Source organism: Planktothrix sp. PCC 11201 (assembly GCF_900009135.1).
In the GTDB taxonomy this organism is placed as follows: domain Bacteria; phylum Cyanobacteriota; class Cyanobacteriia; order Cyanobacteriales; family Microcoleaceae; genus Planktothrix.
In genome coordinates this window covers 91,234-114,714 of record NZ_LT797683.1, presented here as the reverse complement: position 1 = coordinate 114,714, position 23,481 = coordinate 91,234, and the positions used below count along the sequence as shown (strand labels likewise).

At 37.6% G+C, this 23,481-nt stretch carries 12 protein-coding genes; 6 read left to right on the top strand and 6 right to left on the bottom strand.

Features of this window, described 5'->3' with window-relative positions; translation table 11 throughout:
- Window positions 1–314: 314 nt before the first annotated feature.
- Together PL11201_RS00425 and PL11201_RS00420 are read left to right on the top strand one after the other, a co-directional pair.
- Entirely contained in the window at window positions 315–908 is a 594-nt protein-coding gene (locus tag PL11201_RS00425) for a peroxiredoxin (protein ID WP_079676678.1), read from the top strand.
- 112 nt (window positions 909–1,020) lie between these two features.
- Window positions 1,021–1,578, top strand: coding sequence for a peroxiredoxin family protein (locus PL11201_RS00420; protein ID WP_079676677.1), 558 nt, complete (start codon window positions 1,021–1,023; stop codon window positions 1,576–1,578).
- Here PL11201_RS00420 and PL11201_RS00415 read toward each other — a convergent pair.
- Window positions 1,559–2,191, bottom strand: a complete 633-nt coding sequence (locus PL11201_RS00415; protein ID WP_079676676.1) for a DUF4241 domain-containing protein — start codon at window positions 2,189–2,191, stop codon at window positions 1,559–1,561. The genes PL11201_RS00420 and PL11201_RS00415 overlap by 20 nt on opposite strands.
- A gap of 338 nt (window positions 2,192–2,529) precedes the next feature.
- Here PL11201_RS00415 and PL11201_RS00410 point away from each other — a divergent pair, with 338 nt between their 5' ends.
- From PL11201_RS00410 to glyS, 3 genes are all read left to right on the top strand, one after another.
- Window positions 2,530–3,879: a glycerol acyltransferase gene (locus PL11201_RS00410; protein WP_079676675.1), complete on the top strand. Its 1,350-nt coding sequence runs from the start codon at window positions 2,530–2,532 to the stop codon at window positions 3,877–3,879.
- Window positions 3,880–4,030: 151 nt separating this feature from the next.
- A complete protein-coding gene (locus PL11201_RS00405) occupies window positions 4,031–4,711 on the top strand; it encodes a Uma2 family endonuclease (RefSeq protein ID WP_079676674.1) in 681 nt (226 codons plus the stop codon).
- A 160-nt stretch (window positions 4,712–4,871) separates the two neighbouring features.
- Entirely contained in the window at window positions 4,872–7,025 is a 2,154-nt protein-coding gene (gene glyS / locus PL11201_RS00400) for a glycine--tRNA ligase subunit beta (RefSeq protein WP_079676685.1), read from the top strand.
- A gap of 148 nt (window positions 7,026–7,173) precedes the next feature.
- On the opposite strand, the gene PL11201_RS00395 is transcribed toward glyS, so the two are convergent.
- From PL11201_RS00395 to PL11201_RS00380, 4 genes are read right to left on the bottom strand one after another with little or no spacing between them, the layout of a single operon-like run.
- Window positions 7,174–10,386, bottom strand: a complete 3,213-nt coding sequence (locus PL11201_RS00395; protein ID WP_079676673.1) for a pentapeptide repeat-containing protein — start codon at window positions 10,384–10,386, stop codon at window positions 7,174–7,176.
- A 12-nt stretch (window positions 10,387–10,398) separates the two neighbouring features.
- Window positions 10,399–10,887 (bottom strand): prepilin-type N-terminal cleavage/methylation domain-containing protein, encoded by a 489-nt coding sequence (locus tag PL11201_RS00390; protein WP_079676672.1) that lies wholly within the window; start codon window positions 10,885–10,887, stop codon window positions 10,399–10,401.
- Window positions 10,888–10,933: 46 nt separating this feature from the next.
- Window positions 10,934–12,151: a DUF1822 family protein gene (locus PL11201_RS26345; protein WP_159451485.1), complete on the bottom strand. Its 1,218-nt coding sequence runs from the start codon at window positions 12,149–12,151 to the stop codon at window positions 10,934–10,936.
- A gap of 34 nt (window positions 12,152–12,185) precedes the next feature.
- Window positions 12,186–12,845, bottom strand: a complete 660-nt coding sequence (locus PL11201_RS00380) for an RNA polymerase sigma factor (RefSeq protein ID WP_079676671.1) — start codon at window positions 12,843–12,845, stop codon at window positions 12,186–12,188.
- A 177-nt stretch (window positions 12,846–13,022) separates the two neighbouring features.
- Between PL11201_RS00380 and PL11201_RS00375 the strand changes: the two genes are divergently transcribed.
- Window positions 13,023–14,531, top strand: coding sequence for a UbiD family decarboxylase (locus tag PL11201_RS00375; RefSeq protein ID WP_079676670.1), 1,509 nt, complete (start codon window positions 13,023–13,025; stop codon window positions 14,529–14,531).
- A 407-nt stretch (window positions 14,532–14,938) separates the two neighbouring features.
- Here PL11201_RS00375 and PL11201_RS26975 read toward each other — a convergent pair whose 3' ends face one another.
- On the bottom strand, window positions 14,939–23,272 hold the full coding sequence (locus PL11201_RS26975) for a glycosyltransferase (RefSeq protein WP_079676669.1): 8,334 nt from the start codon (window positions 23,270–23,272) through the stop codon (window positions 14,939–14,941).
- Window positions 23,273–23,481 lie beyond the last annotated feature (209 nt).

Sequence of the window (23,481 nt, the reverse complement as noted above, 5' to 3'; positions counted from 1 at the left end):
AAAGCTAAAAGCTACTTATAGTAAGTATTTACCTATTGCCCATTGCCCATTCCCTATTGCCTCTTGCTATATATCAATTAATGTCTGCCTGTAATTCCGAGATCGCCGTCCATTCTCGATTAATTGCCAACCAATACATAATCGTTTGTTCTATCTTGATTTTTGTTTAAGTCCCGCTGAGTCTTGTCTAACTGTACTCATTTCGACTATGATATAGTTGTAATAAATCGTAAAATGGCCAGACAATCGGGATCAAAATTATCCTGATTTTCTGCAACGAAACTATACTATCGTCAGTTTAAGGAGTATTATTCATGGCTGAGAGCCTGCGTGTTGGCCAAGTCGCCCCGGATTTTAAAGCAACGGCCGTTGTTGACCAGGAGTTCAAAGACATTTCCCTGTCTGACTATCGGGGTAAGTATGTGGTTCTGTTCTTCTACCCCTTAGACTTTACCTTTGTTTGCCCAACTGAAATTACTGCCTTTAGCGATCGCGCCGAAGAATTCAGCAAACTCAATACTCAAATTCTTGGGGTTTCCGTCGATAGTGCCTTTTCTCACCTCGCTTGGATTCAATCCGATCGCAAATCCGGTGGTGTGGGCGATCTCAACTATCCACTGGTGGCTGACCTGAAAAAAGAAATCAGCACTGCTTATAACGTGCTTGATCCTGAAGCTGGAATTGCTCTGCGCGGTTTGTTCATCATTGACAAAGAAGGGGTGATTCAACACGCCACGATCAATAACCTCGCCTTTGGTCGTAACGTGGATGAGACTCTGCGGACACTGCAAGCCCTGCAATATGTTCAAGCTCACCCCGATGAAGTCTGTCCTGCGGGTTGGCAACCGGGCGACAAAACCATGATCCCCGATCCCGTCAAGTCCAAAGAATTCTTTGCGGCGGTCTAAGATTAGGTTTTAGACAAGATTTAGGAACCCGTCTTTACAATTGTGTGAGGGCGGGTTTCGTCTATTCCGTAAGATTGTTTTACACTAAGATGAGTACAAACCACAAACTATTATGCTGACTTCTAACGATTTTACGGGTTTAATTAATCGTCGATTTTGGAATAACTTTTTTCCGATCCCCGCCACTAGCAATTTACAGATAGGGTTGAAAACCCCCGATTTTCAATTACCCGATATTACCAATGGTCAATTAGTGCGGTTGTCTCAGTTTCGAGGCGATCGCCCCGTGATTTTAGCCTTTACCCGCATTTTTACCGAAAAACAATATTGTCCCTGGTGTTATCCCCATGTTAGAGCGCTGAATGAAAATTATGAAGCCTTTGTGCAAAGGGGAATAGAAGTTTTGATGATTACCAGTACCGATGAACGCCAAAGCAAAATTGTAGTCAAAGATCTGGGGTTAAAAATGCCATTACTGAGTAATCCAAGCTGTGGCATTTTCCAGTTGTATCAAGTGGGACAAGCCCTGGGGGCGCCCTTACCCGGGCAGTTTGTCTTAGACAAAAAGGGCATCTTGCAATATAAACATTTGTTTTCTTTTTTTGATTACAATGCTAGTATTAAAACCCTATTGGAAGTAGTCGATCCCCTCACGAGTCCCAAAGCCTAAAATCCGTGACTAAACAGACTGGATTTCCCTGGGAATCATAACCCCAATAGGAAGGATAACAACCCTCACCCCAACCGGAATGAAAGGCAATAATATTCAATCCGGTTGATTCATCTAAACAGAAATTTGTCCAATCCCAGGTATCAACATAGGTCTGATCTAAGACTTGATCCAAATGATGATAATAACTTTCAAACTCACTATCAGAAAGAGAAGATAAGTATTTGACCACTTCCCCATCAATAAAACATCCCGTCCCAGAAGTGACGGTATAACCCGATTCTTGATCCTTTTGAGAAGATAGCGCTAATTCCCATCGAACCGCAGGTTGATCTCGAATAACTAACATCCCATAGGCGACCCGTTGCTCTTTTTGGTCATGGAATGTGGCGATACTCAGTTTCACCGGATAACGACCCGCAGCTAGGGTTTGAGTCAAACACAGATGAGAATTAGGGACAACCAAAGGATCACAAACGGCAATTTTCCCAGAGGTTAAAACTAATTCACCGAGGGTATGGACGGAATAGGTAATTTGATCGTTATGTTGATCAAGGGTAGTTTGAAAACAATAACCATGTTGAAATGCTTGATTCAAGTCAGTGGGATTCATCCTTTCTACCTGCCTTCTAAGTGAAAACTTGATGATTTGTCCTTTTAAAGCAAACCGTTTTTAGAGGTAAAGTTTGGTTGTCATTGTAACGAATTATGGGTAAATTTTAGAGATTGACAGAACAATTCAAGGGTTCTATGATAAGTCTTTTTACTTAATTTATGGTCAGGAATTATCAAAAAATCTAGGATTGATGTCCCTCCAAAGCCAAACTAGAACAGGGGTTTGATCAGAAATCCCTGGAATCAAATATTACAACAAAATTCTGATGGATTGCTATAATAATGAGTTGAGTTCAATCCGCTTTAATACTTATTACATTGATTCGACCCTAATTTATGGCTAATCTGATTAAAAATATACAACCCACCCTAGATTTTATTCCGCCTAATTTTAACCCTTTGGTGCTAAAAGTCTGTCAATGGGGGATACCATTTTGGATCAGATGGAAAACGCCCCTAGTTGAAATTAAGGTAGAACAAATTGAACGATTAGTTAATCTTTATCAACAATTTCAAAGCGAAAAAGTTAGATTTTTATTGGCTTTTCGTCATCCCCATACAGATGATCCCTATTGTATTGGTCAATTATTATGGCGATTTGTTCCTGAAAGTGCCAAACAACAGGAAATGGTCTTATATAATCCTATTCATGCCCATTTTATGTATGATCGAGGGATTCCTTTATGGGCAGGAAATATAGTTTCTTGGTTGTTTCCAAAATTAGGAGGAACACCGATTTTAAGGGGGAAAGTAGATCGTTTAGGGTTACGATCCGCCAGGGATTTATTTATGAATGGTCAATTTCCTTTAGCCGCCGCACCGGAAGGAGCAACTAATGGACATAATCAAAATATTAGTCCTTTAGAACCCGGAATTTCTCAATTAGGATTTTGGTGTGTTGAGGATTTAAAAAAAGCTGAACGCTCGGAAGAAGTTTATTTAGTTCCGGTTGGTATACAGTATTTTTATATTAAAGATAATTGGGAAGATTTAGAAAAATTAATTGCCCAATTAGAAAGGGATTGTAACTTACCCCCATCTACCCCAGACTTAACCTTTGCATCTCTCTATAGCCGTTTAATTCGGTTAGGAAATCATTTATTAGATATCATGGAAAATTTTTATCGTCAATTTTATTATCGGAATATTCCCCCAGATGAAACCCTTGATTTTTCTGATCGCATTAAACGATTATTAGACATTGCTTTAACGGTGGCTGAAGAATATTTTAATCTCAAACCCATGGGAGATTTAAGTAGTCGTTGTCGTCGCTTAGAACAGGCGGGGTGGGATTGTATTTATCGCTATGATCTCAAGGCAAATGATACCTGGTCGGCCGTAGAATTAGGATTAGCAGATCGGGTAGCAACCGAAGCTAGTTTGCGAATGTGGAATATGAGATTAGTGGAAAGTTTTGTGGGGGTAACAGGCAGTTATATTAAAGAAAATCCGACTTTTGATCGTTTTGCCGAAACCACTTTAATTGTTTGGACAATGGTAACTCGATTAAAGGGAGAAAACCCTCAAAAACGTCCCCATTTAGGAAAAAAACGCGCTAAATTAACCATTGGTGAACCGATTTCTGTGACTGAAAAATGGTCAGATTATCAAACAAACCGTCGTCAAGCGGTTGCTAATTTAACCCAGGATTTACAGACTGCTTTAGAACAGATGATTGAGCATTAAAATCCCATTCATCGTAGGGGCGAGGCGCGCCTCGCCCCTACACACTGAAAGTCGTTTTTTTAGGGTTAATCATCGTAATCCTACTTTTAAGCAATTCCTTGATACTTGCTATATAATAAATTAACCCAACCTCAAATGAGGAGGAACAAAAATGTCAATTACCGCAGAACAATTCGAGGCATTAATGCCCGATGGGACTCAGGTTGAAAGTGAGTATATAGAAATGGAAAGTACGTTACACTATCTCCAGTTAGCCTTATTAGTATCTTGTTTAGATTGGTTATGGAGAGATAGAACAGATTATTTTATTGGGGCAAATTTAACCATCTATTTTAGCCGTCAACAACTGAGAAATCGAGACTTTCGCGGGCCTGATTTTTTCTTGGTGAGAAATACTTCTAAACAGCCAAGAAAATCCTGGGTAGTTTGGGAAGAAGAAGGGAAATATCCCGATTTAATTATTGAACTTCTTTCTAACTCAACGGCAGAAACCGATAAAACGACTAAAAAGAATTTATATCAAGATCAATTTAGAACCCAAGAATATTTCTGGTTTTCTCCCGATGATTTAGAACTAAATGGTTTTAAATTAGTCGGACAGGAATATCAAGAAATTATTCCCAATACCGCCGGATTATTAAAAAGTGAAGTATTAGGGTTATTCCTGGGAATTTACCAAGAAAAACTACGGTATTTTACTTCAGAAGGTGATCTGGTTTCAACCCCTGAAGAAGCGGCATTAAAAGCAGAAAATCGGGCTAATGAAGCACAAAATCGGGCTGAACGTTTAGCCGAACAATTGCGATCTTTAGGTATCGAACCGATGGAATAAAGACATTTTCAAAAATCCTGTAGAGACGAGCCATGGCGCGTCTCCACAGGGATTAAAAATTCTCAAAAAATGATTAACCCTTGAGAAATGACCCCCTAACCTGCTATGGTAATTGTTGGTCACCTTAATTGTCTTAGTAACATTCTTTATAAAATTTCCTATGGTTAGTTTTTTACTTGAAGTGGGTACAGAAGAATTACCAGCCACCTTTGTTGAAACCGCCATTCAACAGTGGAAACAGAAAATTCCAGCTAGTCTCAGTGAACAATTTTTAACTTTCGAGTCGGTTCAAGTATACGGAACTCCTCGAAGGTTGGCGGTGGTCATTGAGGGACTTCCTAGCCACCAACCCGACCGAGAAGAAGAAATTAAAGGCCCTCCGGCAACTACAGCATTTAAAGATGGAAAACCGACTCCAGCGGCGGAAGGATTTATTAAAAAACAGGGCGTGACCTTAGAAGATTTAGAAATTCGTCCGACTTCTAAAGGGGATTTTGTCTTTGTTTTAAAGAAAATTCCCGGTCGATTAACGGCGGAAATTTTAGTCGAATTAACATCAGAATGGATTACCAAATTAGAAGGGAAACGGTTTATGCGTTGGGGGGATGGGGATTTGAAATTTCCCCGGCCGATTCGCTGGTTAATTGCATTATTAGAAGATCGGGTTTTACCGATTACATTGGTTAGTGGTTCAGAAGTAGTTAAAAGCGATCGCATTTCCCACGGACATCGGGTTCTACATCCTGAACCGATCTCTATTTCCCATGCTAAAACCTACGCTGAATCTCTCAAAAAAGCCTTTGTTCAAGTTGACCCCCAAGAACGAATTCAGACTATTCAAAAAGAAGTTAAAATCGCGGCGAATAGTGTGGGGGGAGAGGCCGAAATTCCTGAAGATTTATTAGCAGAAGTCGTTAATTTAGTGGAATGGCCGACGGCGGTTGTCGGAACCTTTGATCAGGAATTTTTAGATTTACCCGCAGAGGTGATTAAAACCGTCATGGTGACCCATCAACGGTACTTTCCGATATTAACAACGGAAACCAAAAATTCATCGCCCTTAAAGCCCTATTTTATCACGATTTCTAATGGAGATCCGGCTAAATCCGATTTGATTGCGGCGGGAAATGAAAGAGTAATTCGGGCGAGGTTAGCCGATGGACAATTTTTCTATCAATCCGATTTAAAAAATCCTTTAGAAAGCTATTTGCCCTCCTTAGAAGCGGTGACTTTTCAAGAGGATTTAGGTTCAGTTCGGGATAAGGTGAATCGGATTGGTAAAATTGCGAATTGGATTAGTGAGCAACTGAATATTAGTGAATCTGATCGCGATTCAATTCAACGGGCTGCGTTATTATGTAAGGCGGATTTAGTTACCCAAATGGTCTATGAATTTCCTGAATTACAAGGGATAATGGGGGAAAAATATGCTCGGGAAGGGGGAGAACCGGAAGCGGTAGCAACGGCAATTTTTGAACATTATTTACCACGGAATGCTACGGATAATTTACCCCAAACCCTAGTCGGTCAAGTAGTAGGTTTAGCTGATAAACTCGATACTTTAGTCAGTATTTTTGGTTTGGGAATGTTACCCACGGGTTCCTCCGATCCCTTTGCTTTACGTCGGGCGGCGAATGCGGTGGTTAATATTATTTGGGCGACGGATTTACCCTTAAATTTATATCAACTCCTGAAACAAATTGCGGTGGATTTTGTTAATACTTTTCCTAATGCAATTTTAGGATTAAATCATGAATTATATGATTTTTTCCTGCAACGAATTAGAACTTTATTGCAGGATGAAAAAGCGATTGATTATGATTTGGTGAATGCGGTTTTAGGAGAGAATGATCTGGAATATCAAGAACGGGCGTTACAGGATTTGTTAGATGTTCGAGATCGGGCTTTGTTCCTACAAACTATTCGTAAAGATGGCAGTTTAAACCAAATTTATGAAACCGTTAATCGTTCAACTCGTTTGGCGAAACAAGGAGATTTAAACACCCTGGAATTGCAACCGGAAATGACAGTTAATCCCGAGTTATTTCAAAAGTCCTCAGAACGGGAATTCTATCAGGCTTTAGTACAGTTAGTTCCGAAAACAAAAGCCTCTCAAGCTACCAGAAATTATCGTCAATTGGTGGAAGCCTTGGGGGAAATTACTCCCACGGTGAGTCGCTTTTTTGATGGCCCCGAAAGTGTTTTGGTCATGGATGATGATCCCAATATTCAACGTAATCGTTTGAATTTATTGGGGTTATTAAGAAATCATGCCCGGGTTTTAGCGGATTTTGGGGCAATTGTTAAAAGTTAAGGGCGATCGCAATATCATATAAGATTCCACTAGACAGGAGAATTGTTTCGGTTTACTATGATTTTCGTGAACTTTCAATTAAAATAATCCCGCTTGCGAGACTGAAACAATAGCAAAAGAATGACTAAACCTACTCCCCCTACAACGGTTATAAGATATCCTGACCAATACGACTTAATAACTGTTGACACTGTTGCTTAAATTCCGAGGTAGGGGGAAAATCAGCAATAGTCCCTTTAATCACCATTAAAGATTGACTTCCTAAACGTTGTTTAAGCTCCGAGGGAGGCATGGGTACTATTTGAAATAAAGCTTGCAATTGCTCTAAAATATTCGCCTGTTCTAAAGGGGATAAATCAAGATTTTGTTCAAATAGTTCTCGTAATTTTGCTAAATCTTCTAAACTGGTTTTCCCATCAGTTATTGTTGAAGATAAACCCCGTAAATCATCCCAAATTAAGGGCATTTCTGCCGGATTTTGAAAAATAATTGGCAACCAACTCGCACAGGGATATTGATCTTCTTTAGCGTGGAGTTTTTCTCTGGCTTCGCGCACGGCTGTATATAAGGTTTTTCCCTTAGAAAATGCTAGGAGAAAATATTTTAAAAATTCCGTAGCAATAGTATCAGGGACGGGTTCTCGCATCACAATAATTTGAGGAATTTGTAAATCCGCTAAATCCCGCGCTAACCCTAACCCATCACAGGAGTTAAAAATGGCTAATTTCAGCCCTCGATTAACAGCAAATCGGAGGGAATATTTTAAATCAGAAATGGTTAAATAATCCGTCGGATTAATATGAATAATCCCGGATTCTTTCTCGGTTAAACTATGTCCGGCAAAAAACAGAATATCCCAGCCAATTTCATCGCGGAGGTGAACATCAACCTCTAACCGTTGGGGTTGATCTAAAACTGTCACATCCGCACCGATAATCTGTTGTAAAATCGCTCGATCTTTCTGAACATTAATATCTTGATTATTTCCTAAAATCGCTAAAATTCTAACTCGCGTTCTCGGTAGGTTTAAATTAACAGATTCCACTTGGTCGTATTGGGGTAAACTCAAGGCAATTTCCGCTTTGGGGTAATGTTCAAAAATCTCCCAAACTTGCCAAGGAAGTCGCAGCAATGTCGGATGTTCTGTTTGCAGAATCAATCGAATTTCATCGGTGGAATTCAATTTTTGTTGTAACCGATCTTTCAGGGGATAAAATTCCTCTGATTTCAGCCAGATTTTGAGGTGTTTTTCTAACAGTTTTGCCGACTCTTTACATACATCTTCAGAGGAAAAAAGATTAACTTTTCTCCCACTAATCCTCACAGGAAGTTGAAGTTTATGATAAAGGATTTTCCACTGTTGATAGGTGGCTTCTAGTTCAGGAAAAGGGGGTAGGGAACCGGAAATTTCTGTGGTGGGTAACATTCCATCTTGTCCTAATTGTAACATCACCGTGAACCCAGTTTTAAAGTCTCCTTTAATAATCTTTAAAATTACTAATTTACCTACAACTAGGGGAGATTTTTTGATAAATTTACGGTCTTGAGTAATTTCTCGACTTGCCAATAGCCGAATTACTTCAGTCATATTAGAACTACGTTCACGATAGTTAGCAATTTCTGAGTCTTTGATTTTTAATTTATCTTGATATTCTGCTTCTAAGGTTTGTAAGGTTTCCTGATAGGTTTGAGTAAAGTTTTGATGAATTTTGGCTTTATCCGTTTCGGGGGGAACCTGCACCCGCACAATAAAAACGCCATCGCCTTTATTTTCAATTCTTTGGATAGTTAATTCGGTTTCTGAGTTTTCAACTTGAACTTTTTTAAAGGAATAAATAAACGCTCGCCAATCAACTCCTTCTCGGAAGATTAAATCAACGGTATCTATCGCTTCTTGAAATAATTTAGTAAATTCATCCGGCCCAAATTCTCCGCTACTGGGGCGACGTTCGCGGTCATCGGTTGCGGGTTTGGGATATTCTAATAGATAAATAAACTTACAATTCACCCATAATAAATTAGTGGTGCTGTCAATATTCCAAGTGCTTAAACCATAAGACCCGGTTAAACGAGCTTCTTTAAAATTAGTCCCTATAGCTTGGGTTTGGGTGAGGTTTGCCCATTCTAAATTTGCTGTTTCTAAGGTGGCTTCACTCAGATCAGATCCTCTTAAATTAGCATATTCTAGGTTAGCATTCATTAAGTTTGCTTCTCTTAAATTCAGACCAATAAATGTTTTTCTATATCCATCTAAACTAACAAGTAATTCTCGGACTTGGGCATTTTCTAAAATCGTGTTTCCGACTTTTGCCCATTCTAATTTTTCGGCTTGATACCAGCGTGTATGCTTGATATTAGCATCGCTAAAGTCGGTACTTTTTAATAGGGCTTGATTAAAATGGGCTTGGGTTAAGTTGGCTTTAACAAAGGAAGTTCCGCCCCAGGCAGAAATTGCGATCGCAAATTGTCGAATAATTGAATATTTTTCTTCTTCTTTTAAAACTTTATTGCCAATATTACTACTCACTAAGATCAGAATAGTTGCTAAAATTATTGATAATATTACTAAGGCAATTAGGGTGATGATGGCAGGTAAGGGGGCTGGCTCTCCATTAACTACGGAAAACACTTCAAAAACTCTATCATCGGCATTTCTAGTGACAATAGCACTGGCAATAATTCCAATTGCTAATGCTTCTACAATGATTAATAATTTGAAGATTTTGTTTAAGGTAATAGTTGCGATCGCAATGGCTAAAGCTAAGGTAAAAATAACTGTTAGCGTGGCTCCCATTGAAGCTGTAAGGGTGACAATCAGAGCCGGAATTGGGTTTCCTATTTGGTTTGAGTTCATTAAATAGCTGATTCTAAAAACTCGCAACTCTGATAAAATCGGAGTTTTAGCATTTCCTAATGCAGCTAAAATTCCCCCGACAGGAATCAAAACTGCAATCGTAATTCCTAGATTTTGAATTGTTTTTTCTAACCCATTTTTGAGACTAGATATTAATAGGATACCATTCACAAAAATCACAATTAATCCCACGATAAAACTTACCATAAATGGCACAATTGGTTCGGGTTTAGGAGTCATCAATGCAATCGGTTGACCAACGGCTAGTGTAGCAGCGGCTCCTGCTAATCCTGATAGGGCTGCTGCTATCAATAAACTGCGGTAAATGCCCTGTTGTGATAATCCCGCTTTAGCCCCTCGAAAGTTTGCCCCCGTGAGGTTGGCTTCAGTAAAATCACAACCCCGAATATCGGCATTAGAAAAGTCTTCTAGGGATAAATCTTTTCCTTTAAAAGAACGATTTTGATAATTTTTTTCGGCTTGAGAATGGAAAGAGTTAGATAACATATTTTTTGATAATTAAGGACAGAATTTTTTGGGATTTATCGACACTTGTATAAGCAGAAATAAAGGATCTGGGTTAGAAATAGGAACAGCTTCACATTTGATTTTATTGTTTTTTAGATAAATAATTTGAATATAGGAATTCAACTCATTTTTTTTTGACCTGGCAATATGGATGGCTCCATGTAATATCGTATTATCTGAGAAAAATTCAATAGAATAGTTTTCCGTTTCGGTTTTGCCATTATATTCTAATGCTGTTAATGATGTTGCTAATACTTGATTTTCATTAATATAACTTTCATGTAGTTTTTCTAAATAGTTAAGAATTTTTATTGCTTCAGTCTCTTTAGCCCGATTGATAAATTTTAGAAATGAGGAAGTTGCAATTACTGACAAAATGCCAATAATTATAATAACAACTAATAACTCAATCAAGGTAAATCCTTGATCAGAGAATTTCGAGTTACGCTGAGATGCACCGAGACGGAATATAGGTTTCATGGGTTAGGTCTGGGTAAGTTCGGTTGAACAATTTTTCAGACAAAATCTAAATCAAAAAATCTTCCAGGATAAAATCATCTTTGGTTGTTATTTTGACACTAAATTTTTCTCCGATCAAGCCTTGTAACGCAATTGATACAATTTCATTCTCTGCGGTATCCTCCAATACAATATCTTTTTTATCATTTAAAATTATTACTTTTAAATCTTTAGGGAGAGGCGATTTATCTGTAGAATAAACTTCCAATAAAATCCGCACTTCTTCCTTAACTCTGGAAATCAAGTTCATAGTTAAAACTAAGGCTGTTTCCTGAATATTAATCGACTTAACTTTTCTCACCCCTAAAACAGAATGGTGCGGTTGCAACTGTCGCAAAGTTGCTACAGCATTCCAAAGAATGCCATCATCTTCGGTGGTTTGAATTTGTTTAACTAAGGTTTCAATCTGGGTTATTTCCGCTTCACCTCCTGGGAACTCAGGGTTTGATTTACCTCTCCATCCTTCTAACGCGGGAGTTGCAGAAAATATTCCAACAACCTCCTCAAAAGTTTGCCATCCCGTCTGAACAATTCCCTGAAACCATTGATTTAAGGGAATAGGTTGTGTCGTTACTTTTGCCTTGAGTTGTTCTAATAATAAGGTTTCATCTAATGTCAACACTGCTTTTACATAGAGATGATAAGCCACCACCGGAACTTCTAATAGGGTTTTCCAGTCTAATTCCTGTTGCTGAAATTCGGGGTTATTTGTAGTTCCCTTATTCAAACCCAAAGCTAAAATTTCTTCTAAACTAGGAGCTTTTTCAATAAATCCTTGTTCAAAGTCTCCCATATCTAATAAAAGGTCATAAATTTTCCGAGATAATCGTTTTCCTACAGGTCTTAATAAATTACAAGTTAGCATCGGAATTACATTGCAAGTTTCTGCAATTACATCCTGTTTTAAACCGGAAATTGTTGTCGGAATTAAGAGATTAGTTGAACTAAGATAGTCAGTTTTTACAGACAGTAACATCACCGAAATAACTTGCCATTCCGGTGTTTCGTCGATTTCTAGTTCCGGTTCCGTGACAATTATCACATAGCGAGGCGGTGTATTTCCATTGAGAAAATCAAAAATAGCAGGGGAATAAAAATGCTGTTTTTCTTCTGGGGTAAATTCCAGAGGACTGAATACTTGACGACTGACTTCCCAAATTTGTCCGGGTTTAATTTCTTCAGGACTAATGATGGGCAATTCTCGGTTAATTTCCATTAATTTCATTGTTGGTTCTCCTTTTTTGGTCAAATAGGCTATTTTAGTTATCCCAGTTTTCTTGAGAGCGCTTGGGTTTTCGACCCTGACGAATGTTTTTTAGTTCCTCCTCTAATTGTTTAACGTTTAACAAGTCTAATTTTTTCCCAACTAAAAGAGCTAATTCCCGATATCGCTTGGAAACCTCCGATTGCTTCAAACCTAAATCTTGAGCGATTTGCTTTTGTTTTTTTTCAAATTTTAATCCTTGCCAAATTTGAAGATACTGTTTTTTGGGATTTTCTTGGTCTACAGAAATAATTGCTGTTTGAATTTGGGCGTTTGTATCGGTTGTTTCTAAATCTTCTCGGATATCAGGAAGATGATTAGTAATCTCTCGACTTTGATTTTTTAAAAATTCCCTTTCTGTTTTAATTTTACGCAGTAAATCTATAATACAATTAGAGGCGACTCTGGAACACCAATGATTAAATTGTTCTAGGTCTCCCTGGGTGAAGTTACCTCTTAAAGCTTGTATTAACACTTTTTCAAATGCTGTTTGAGCCGCATCTTCCCAGTTGTGGGACTGTCCTGAAAATCTGTGTTTGGCTATGATTTGACAGAGTTGATAATATTTAGGATCTTTCAAAAGTTCTCGACAAGCATTCCTATCTCCTTGAAGATAACGCTTGAGCAATGCTTCTGGTGGTTCTGATAATCGCATAGCAAAACCTGGTTAGGTGGAAAGTGGATGATTTTAAAAAGGATATATTTCCCTCAAGTCAGTTATAGCATTAACTTCAAAAAAAATTAAATTTACTCATATTATTTTCCTACAGAGTCGCATTATTTCTCGAAAACTGTCATAATATAAAAATAGATGTAACAATTCTTAAACACAATGGCGAGAGACCTAAGGGGCTTTTTAAAACAGTTAGAAGAACGGGGACAATTACGCAGGATTAAAACCTTAGTTGATCCTGATTTAGAAATTGCGGAAATTTCTAACCGAATGTTACAAGCTGGTGGCCCTGGTTTATTATTTGAAAATGTCAAAGGTTCACCCTATCCGGTGGCGGTAAATTTGTTGGGGACAGAACAACGGGTTTGTTGGTCAATGAAGATGGAAACCCCCCAGGAGTTAGAGGAATTGGGAAAAAAATTAGGGATGTTACAACAACCTAAACCTCCGAAAAAGATATCCCAAGCAATTGATTTTGGCAAGGTTTTATTTGATGTCGTTAAAGCCAAACCCGGACGCAACTTTTTTCCCCCTTGTCAACAGATTATCATTGAAGGAGATGATGTTGATTTAAACCAAATTCCGATGATTCGTCCCTATCCTAAAGATGCGGGAAAAATTATTACTTTGGGATTAGTAATTACCAAAGATTGTGAAACCGGAACACCAAATGTCGGGGTTTATCGGTTACAATTACAATCTAAAAATACCATGACCGTCCATTGGTTATCGGTTAGAGGTGGGGCGAGACATTTACGCAAGGCGGCGGAGAAGGGAAAAAAATTAGAAATTGCGATCGCATTAGGAGTAGATCCGTTAATTATTATGGCGGCGGCGACTCCCATTCCTGTGGATTTATCCGAATGGTTATTTGCGGGATTATATGGCGGTTCGGGTGTACAATTAGCTAAGTGTAAAACGGTAGATTTAGAAGTTCCGGCGGACTCAGAATTTGTATTAGAAGGAACCATAACCCCCGGAGAAATATTACCCGATGGGCCCTTTGGCGATCACATGGGATATTATGGCGGTGTAGAAGATTCTCCATTAGTAAGATTTAACTGTATTACCCATCGTCAAGATCCGATTTATTTAACCACTTTTAGTGGTCGTCCGCCCAAAGAAGAAGCAATGATGGCGATCGCTTTAAACCGGATTTATACCCCGATTTTAAGACAGCAAGTGTCGGAAATTGTAGACTTTTTCCTCCCCATGGAAGCCCTGAGTTATAAAGCTGCAATTATCTCCATTGATAAGGCTTATCCAGGTCAAGCAAGACGGGCAGCTTTAGCGTTTTGGAGTGCTTTACCTCAATTTACTTATACCAAATTTGTGATAGTTGTGGATAAGAGTATTAATATTCGAGATCCGCGACAAGTCGTATGGGCAATTAGTTCAAAAGTTGACCCGTCCAGAGATGTTTTTATTCTTCCCGATACGCCTTTTGATACCTTAGATTTTGCTAGTCAAAAAATCGGATTAGGGGGAAGAATGGGGATAGATGCAACTACAAAAATACCCCCGGAAACTAATCACGAATGGGGAGAACCTTTAGAGTCAGATATTGATACGGCCGAAATGGTAACTAAACGTTGGGCAGAATATGGATTAAATGATCTGAATTTAACCGAAGTAGACCCCAATTTATTCGGCTACGATATCAGATAGAAGTGTATAAATCGTTGTTGCGCTTCAGCGCACTTCTTATTGGACTAAAGCCTAAAAACAGGGTTTGTTTAAGTAAATGTTCATAATTATTTGCATTTATAAAAAAATTGTTGTTGATGCTTCAGGCTTGATAAGAGATGCGCTGAAGCGCAACAACGGCCTAAAAACGCGGTTTGTTTAACTAGGTGTTTATAATTATTTGCATTTTATAGAACAATTGTTGTTGATTTTTGGGGTTTTATAAGAGATGCGCTGAAGCGCAACAACGGCCTAAAAACAGGGTTTGTTTAAGTAAATGTTCATAATTATTTGCATTTATAGAAAAATTGTTGTTGATTTTTGAGGCTTTATAAGAGATGCGCTGAAGCGCAACAACGGCGCAACAACGGCGCAACAATATTATTGGTTTATTGATGGCTTAACTGTTCATAATCTGGACGAAACCATTGGGGTAAACGGGATAAATCTTGAATTTGTAATTGTTCAGGGCGACAATATAATAACACCGCCAATAGAGGTTTAATCGTCTCTATTTGATTCAATTCTTGATTCATTTGAGCGGCTAAGGTTTTAATGAATTGCTGTTCTGTAGTTGTTAAAGTTTCTTGAGAAAAACCACTATATAATAGGCTTCGATAGACTTGACCCAATGAACTTTGATAAACCGATTCTAATTGTGTGGCTTCCAAACCTAACCAAAAATCAGCAAATTGTCGGCGAATTTGACGTAAATCATCAACAATAGCAGCATTAGACGGGTCAATTTTATATAAATTCACACATCCAATTAACCGATTTTGGAATGATTCGATAGGAGTTAATGGTTGATTTTGACTAACATCAGATACCGTCACTTTTTCTAAAGCTGATGGATTTTCAAAGACCCGTTGATATTCTTTTAATAACCATTGAGGTAAACGGGTTTCTGCATTTGCAACAACCATTTTTCCCTGGGGATAATATAACATTAACACCATTAAATGATTTAAAGAATCAGACTGTTTGAGTCCAATCGCCTGTTGAGTAATCTGGTTAACAAATTTTTCTTCTTCAGGGGTTAATAGTTCCCGTTGAATGCCTCGATTTAAGAGAATTTGATATCCCTTTCCTAAATCCGTTGTATACATTCGTTCTAACTGTTCGGTTGGAATTTTTAACCAATGTTCTACCATAATTTTCCGAATAGAACGCAATTGATTAACAATGGCTTGATTATGGGGTTCTAATTCATAATGATTGATATGAGTTACCAAAACCGATAAATACTGTTGAATTGCTTCTCGACTATTGAGTTGAATAGATGGCGGTTTGGGTTGGTTTTGTTGCCAAGTTTGGAATAACTGTTGGAAAATTACGCCCATTTTAGTCGAGTAGGTGCGACTATCCAAAAATTCAGGATTTTGCTGCATTTTTTGTTGAATTTCTTGGCTTTTTTGTTGTCGCAGTTGAGGGTTATTAGCAAGGGTTATCGCTAAATTAATATAGGATTCTTCACTATTAGCAATTAAATCAGGAATAGAGAGCGATCGCAACAAAGAAGCCGCCATCAAGGAACGGAATGATCCACTATCTCGGACGACAAAAACCTCTCCCGCTTGGGATGTTTTGGGGGAAAACGAAGGAATCACATCCCCATCTCGCACAACAGGAACTAAACCCACTTCTAAAGGATCAACTAAAGAATTGACCCCGGAAAAAGGATAGGAGTCTAAATAAATATCAGCTAATTTCAGATATTCTTTAATATCACTGCGACTCCCTTGGGGTTTAATCATAATTAAACGACTCGGATTAACACCATGTTCTGCTAAAACGGCTTGAAAATTATTAATCCAGGGAAGCGCCCTATATTGCGATGCCCAATTGGGGTTAAAGGGATATAAAACCAACACGGAATTAGGAATTTTTGCTAATAGTTTAGCCCAGGTTTCTCGCAGTTCAGGAATAATTTTATAGAAATTTGCACCGGAGATAAAAACAACCGCTTGTTCAGCAATTCCTAAACTAGAACGATGGGGAATGACTTGGGGAAGTTCCGGGGAAGTTGCATAATAACTAAAACAGTGCGCCGTACCTTCTAAAAGAATTAATTTTTCCCGATATTGGGCTTGGGGATTCTGTTTGATTTCCGTTAAAGTTCCCGAAATATAGTAATCCATATTCCGCATTCCTGTAGTTACACAGGATGATGTTGATGTGACTTGAATGCGGGCTAACCGATGTAATCCTAATAGGGTTATCCCGTGATTAACGGCTGTTACATTGGTTCCAATTAACAGAATATCTAAATCATCATTCCGAATTAATTGCACCTGTTCTGAGACATTTTTAGGCAGTTTTACAAAGCGTTCTACCCGACTTTGACAATATTGTTCTAAGGGATGATTATTCGATTGTAGAGCATATAAAATCACCTCGAATTGAGTTGAATCTAAATACTCAAAAACAGGTAAAGTTGAGTAGGTTTCCGTTTGGGGTAGGAAATGATTACTCAGAATTCCTACGCGAATCTTTTGACGAGTTGGACGTTGGGGAAACTGATAGTCTAAGGAATAACCCAAATGAGTGAGGGCAAATTCCATAATTTCCGCCCGTTTAATATAAATATCTTTGAGATTAGCGGTATTAAAATATAGAGGAATAAAGTTAGCAATTTGGGTGAATTTCCAGGCTAATTCCTGCCAAATTGGAAACTCAGGATGACTGGTAAACCGCTCATGGATATAGGGAATCCAATTTTCTAAATAACGATAATAGAGTTCAGTTTCCCCGCGCTCTTGGAAAAACTGAGGGACGGCCAACATAAATTCAAAATAATCAGGTAAAAACCATTTAGGAATTGGAGCTTGAATATACCAATTAGGGGATAATTGATAGGGATAGCTATATAAAATAATTGCCAATAAATACTGTATTCCTTTGGGTTGATTTAACCCTTGTTTTAGATAGGTATACCAATCTTGAAGTTGAGCTTTTTCTAGGGATGTTAAGGCTTCATTTTTTAACCCACTATTGAGGAGAATTTTATGCGCTTGACCAATTTCTCCTCCATAGGTTTTTTCTAAATAATCCGATTCTAACCCTAACCAGTATTGAGCTACAATCTGCCGAATTTGACGCAGGGAATTGAGCAGGGATTCTGGGTTATTTGTTTTCTTGTATTCTTCAGTTAAATGGGAAACTTCCGCCAAAATTTGAGCCGGAGTTAAGGTTTTGAGTTGAGCTTTAGGTGGTTTTTGAGGAGTAAATAACTCGATAATAGCTTGTTTAACAACATCAGATTGACTACACTTTAAGGCTTCTTGAATTTGGGCAATTACGGCTTTAGCATCTCCATTAGCTAACAGTTGTTGAGCGGTATTAATGGCATATAAACCATAATGTTCTCGGGCTTTATTCGATAAATTAATTGCCAAATTTTCGGGTAAATAGGATTGAGAAAGTTCAATAGATTTCAAAGTATCTGAAATATTAGCCCCAATGGAAATTAACTTAGAACTTTCGGAGGTTGAATGTAAACGATAACAGGCTAAAGGTTGGGGTTCATAAGCAACAGGATAATAGGCGGAAATTCGTTTCCACATTTCCCAGTCGGCGGCGGAGCCTGCATTTTCAGAAAATCCTCCTAATGTTTCATAAACACTGCGTTTAACCACCATCGCAGCAAATTGAATGCGCTGCATCACAGCAATTCGTTCTAACCAATTAGAAATAATCCCATTTGTTTCCTGTTCTAACGCGGAAAGGGAGCGTTGTTTTCCCTGTTCATCAATATAATAATGGCGACAAAATCCAGCCCCGGCGGTGGGTTCTTTTTCTAATAGTTCTCGCATCCGAGTATAAAATCCAGGGAGGACTAAATCATCCTGATGTAAAAGATGAATCCATTGCCCCGTAGACCGTTGAATACAATCATTCCAGTTAGGAATTAACCCTAAATTTTGCGGTTGTCGATAGAATTTAACTCGATTTTTACCAATATTTTTAACGATAGCTTCAATTTCTAAATGAGTCGAACAATCATCAACTACAATAATCTCCATTTCTTCAGAATTCGGTGCTTGACTCAGAACGCTATTTAACACCTGTTCGATATATTTTTCACCGTTATAACTAGGAATAATCACCGACCAAAAGGGTCGAGGTTGAGGGGAAAAAACCGGATCAATTCGAGGTGAATTAAGTTGACTGAGTTTAGATAAATTAATATAAAGTTGAGACTCATCAATTTTTTCCATTCCCTCGCCTTTGAGTTGAATTTGCTCATCACAAGTTTCTATGATTTGGGGTGATAAGGTTTTCATAAATTGAAATCGGGTGGCGGGGTCAGAAAAACGGTTCCAAATTCTTAATAAATTAGTTTGTACTGTTTGTTGATGGGTTCCTAATTCAACTACAGAGTTTAATAATTCTGTGATTAATTTGATATAAAAGGGGAGATGAAACTGTGATAAAACTTGATTCGCTAAATCACAGGATAAATTATTCACTAAAATTTGATAGTTTTGATCCGTGGGTTGAATTTTAGAATGATTCAAAAATTGAGCTAACTTTTCCCGGGAGGAGGTATATCTTTTAAAGATTAAAACTTCTTCTTCACGACTTAAATCTTGTTGATGACTTAAGGAGTTTTCTGATAAGTTCAAAGTCCCTAATATTTCTGGAATAAAATGGAATTCTCCCGCATTAGCAATTCTAATATAAAAGTCTTGATCTCCTCGAACCTTGAGGGTTTGATCAAATAATCCATAATTATTATGTAGAGATTTTCGCCACATCGGTTGAGAACCAACTTGGGCTGAAAATAATAATTTAAAACGGGAAAATTCCGGCCATTTCCAGTGGGGTTTGCCAGTTAATTGTTCTAAATTAATAACTTCTCCCGGTGATACCGCTTGCTGATCGGCGTGTACTAAGATGACTTCTGAATGTTGATCTAAATAGGTAGATAACCTTTCTAAAGCATTTAATTTGAGACGATCATCGGTATTTTGATTGGTGATATATTCACCCCGGGCGATCGCAATTCCTCTATTCCAGGCTTGATAAATCGGTTCCCTTGCTTCGGTTTTAATATAAATAATCGAGTCAGGATATTGTTTTTTAAACTCAGAAACAATCTCTCGTTCATTTTCCTGGGAACCGGAATCAATAATAATAATTTCTAATTTTCCTTGTTGAAATAAAGTCTGACTCACTAAATTTTCTAACCTTCCCGACATCATTGATGCTGAATTATAGGTAGAAATAATCGCAGATACTTTGATTTTGGGTGCAGTTAAAACCTTTTGTTTTAAGGCTAAAACTTGATGATCTTCCAACACAATTACAGGGGGAGATGGCTGTTCAGAAGGATATTTTCCTTGCTCAATTAATTGTAACTCCTCTTGAACAATTTGCTTAACTTCTTGAAAATATTGCTCTCGATAAATTTTAGAACGTTGGGTATCATAGGTACGAAATCCGCCAATTAAACTTCTCAATAAATACAAAGGAGCATAACGAGAAAAGCGTAACCAAAGTTCAAAATCTCCCGCCAAGTTGAGATTTGTTTGTAATTTTGATCCGGCTTTTTCCCAGAGCGATCGCGTCCAAAATGTACTTTCTTGTTGAATCCAAGTATGTTGTAATTGTTGATATTGTTCGACCCATTGTTTATCTAAAAGCATTTTTCTTGACCATAAAGGCGTCTGCATTTGACTATGAATATGTCTTCCATTTCTATCCCATTCCGTCGGAATTCCCATCACCCATTCCACCTGTTTATTGTGCCTAAATGTCGCCGCCAGTTTATAAAAAGCATCGGGATGGTATTTATCATCGGAATTTAACCACCCCATAATTTCACCAGTGGTTTTTTGAAATCCAGTATTAACCGCCGCATAATGACCGCCATCCGCTTGACTTTGCCAATGGGTTAAATACTTATCATATTTTTTAATAATTTCAACGGAATTATCCGTACTTCCCCCATCCATAATCATGTATTCTAAGTTAGGATAATTCTGACTCAAAACTGAATCAATACACTCCTCTAAAAATTCACCTTGATTCAAAGAAGGGGTAACAATAGAAATTTTAGGTAAAGATGAAGCAACAATCAATTGAGGAGATACAGATCTGACATTTATTGCGGATTTTTGCCAGAGAATATTATAGGAAATCGGTTGACCAAATTCTTGATAGGATTTTTGAGTCGTGGGTTGCCAAAACTGGCGATAAGCTGTTTCTGACATTCCATATAAATCAGGATCAAGTTTAATTTGGTCAAAATCAATCATGGAATTTAAGGTGTTTTGGGTCTTAAATAAATAGGGTAAAAATTGATTTGTCCAAACTTCTGCGGGTTTCACTACCACATCAAAACAATGTAAGGAAAAACCATCGGGTCTTAAAATTCGATCAATATCTTGGGTAATTTGATCAAAAGTTGTTTGATTTTCAGAAATATGTTCTAGGGTAGAAATACTAAAAACACAATCAAAATATTGATCAGGAAGTTCAGAATTAAAGTTGCCAATATAGTCTAAAACAATCCGAGAGTTGGCATAATTTTGAATTTGATTGGGGCCATTTCCTACTCCTTCAAATTTATCTAAATTCCAGCATTCATAGTCCTGTTTTAATGCTTCTAAAACCCGAGAATTTCCCCCACCAATTTCTAATAATTTTGAACCTTTGGCTAAATTCTGGGTAATAAAATTATAGACCAATAAATCTTGATAAATTTTCAGGTCACAAGCATCGGGATTAATATTACTATAGGCTTTAAACCGTTTAAATTGATTAAAATGACTCCGTTTAGAATAGGTAAAGTCTTGAAAATCCAGTGGTTTTGTTGATGTTTTTAAATTTTGCACGGTTTGAATGAGAGTCTGTTGAATAATGTCAGCCATTTTTGACCAGGAATATTGGGAAGATTGTTGTAAACCCGCTTGAATTAAAGGTTGATAAATTTCGGGTTTTTGAATTTGTTCTAAGGCTTGTAGCATTTCTAAAACCAGGTCTTCATCCACATAATAAGCTGCATTTCCGGCGATTTCTGGAATTGAACCTTTTCGACAGGTAATCACCGGACAACCGCAAGCCATCGCCTCTATAATAGGCATTCCAAACCCTTCATATTTAGAGGGATAAACTAATGCAGTTGCGCCAGAATATGCCTGTTTTAATTCTTGATCACTGAGTTGCAATACATGAATTCTAAACTGTTGAGCATAGGGATAAAATTCAGCTTCTAAAGTGGGTTCTCCTCCAACACAAACAATTTCAAAATCCCGATTATTTTTCAGTTGAGTGAGTGCTTTAAAGAATAATAGAGTATTTTTGTAGCCCCCAGCCCCTAAGCGTTGACCCACTAAAATAAAATAGGGTTTATTGATGCTATTTTTAAATTTAAACTGTTGAACTTCTCCTGGGGTTGCTGGGGAAAATACAGCCGGAACTCCACAATGGGCGACGGTAATTTGATTTTTATTAATCTTAGGGAAAAAGTGAATTAAATCTTGGGCTGTGTTTTCAGAAATCGTAATATAAGCCGATGCGTGTTTAATTCCATGATGTTTTTCTCGCCACATGGGAATGGTTAAATCCAGTCCCAATTTTTCTGGAATCATATCATATCCCATAAACACAGAAGGAGTTGTTAGGGGAGTAGTATAATAGGTGGAAATAAACAAATCTGCATTTTCTTGATCACAGATATTTTGTAATAGTTGGCGATCTTCTGCAATTTTATCATAATTATATTCAGGAATTTGATAATATTTAATCCCAGGAATTTTAGGGGTAGTGCCTTCTCGGTCTAAAACAATAATCTGTTGAGCAAAACCCTGGGTAGACCAAATTTCTAGTAAGGATTTCCACACCCTGGCAATTCCAGTGTTACGAATTTGGAAAAATACACCATCAATAATAATTTTAATTGATTGCTGATCAGGATTCATCGATTGACGACTAGCTACAGCTTTTAAAAAATCCTGTTCCGTGAGTGAGGGTAAAGTCTGGGGAGAAATTTCTATAGATATGGCTTTTTTCCATGCTGATCCTGATATTTTTTGTTCGGTTAATAGATGTAAACTACTGCCATCAGAATATAAATTTAACTTGAATTTCTCAGCTATTTTTAATAAAGATTGATAGGTATAAATCCCAATATGTTGACCTTCATGGAGAGCATAGTACCACCATTGATCCGGTTGAGGATGATCCGCCGGAAGTAGTTGGGTACTGAATAATAAATTTTTGGAAAACTTCAATAATTTTTCAATTTCCTCCAGGGGATTAACAAAATGTTCAAACACTTCAAAAGCCGTAACTAAATCATATTTTTCTTGTTGATTTCCTTCAAATCCCTGATAAAATATATTTTGACAATATTGATCATAGCCATAAAAATTAAACCCAAAATCCCGCATCAACCGCACAAATAAACCATAACCGCAGCCATAATCTAAAAACTTGCCTTTGGGATTAAAACATGATATAATTAATTCCTGAGTGATTTGAGAAAATTTAAAATTGCGTGACACTAATCCGACATCACTAATGGCAATTGGATCAGCATAAGCGACCTCTAACCAATAGGGCTTTTCAGTTTGGACAAATCCACAAACTGAACATTTAAAATAATCAACAGCATAGCGATTTAAAATTGTAGCTTGAGCAAAATAGGGAGATAAGGAACTACAAATTTTACAAAGGGAATTTTGGGTGAGTTTTGATTGACTTTCAACTTGCACTATGGTTTGACCTTAAACTGAACTGTGCGAAAAATCTTTTACTATATTACTGCGCGCGAGTGCCGGGGCGATCAATAGCTTTGTCCTTAACCCATTTAGATCACCGAACAACACCAAACGCACTGTTGATGAAAAATACGTTAAGATTAGTAACAATACCATAACAATGAGTCCTGTAGACTCGCCGCAACAGTAGGAGGATAGACCTC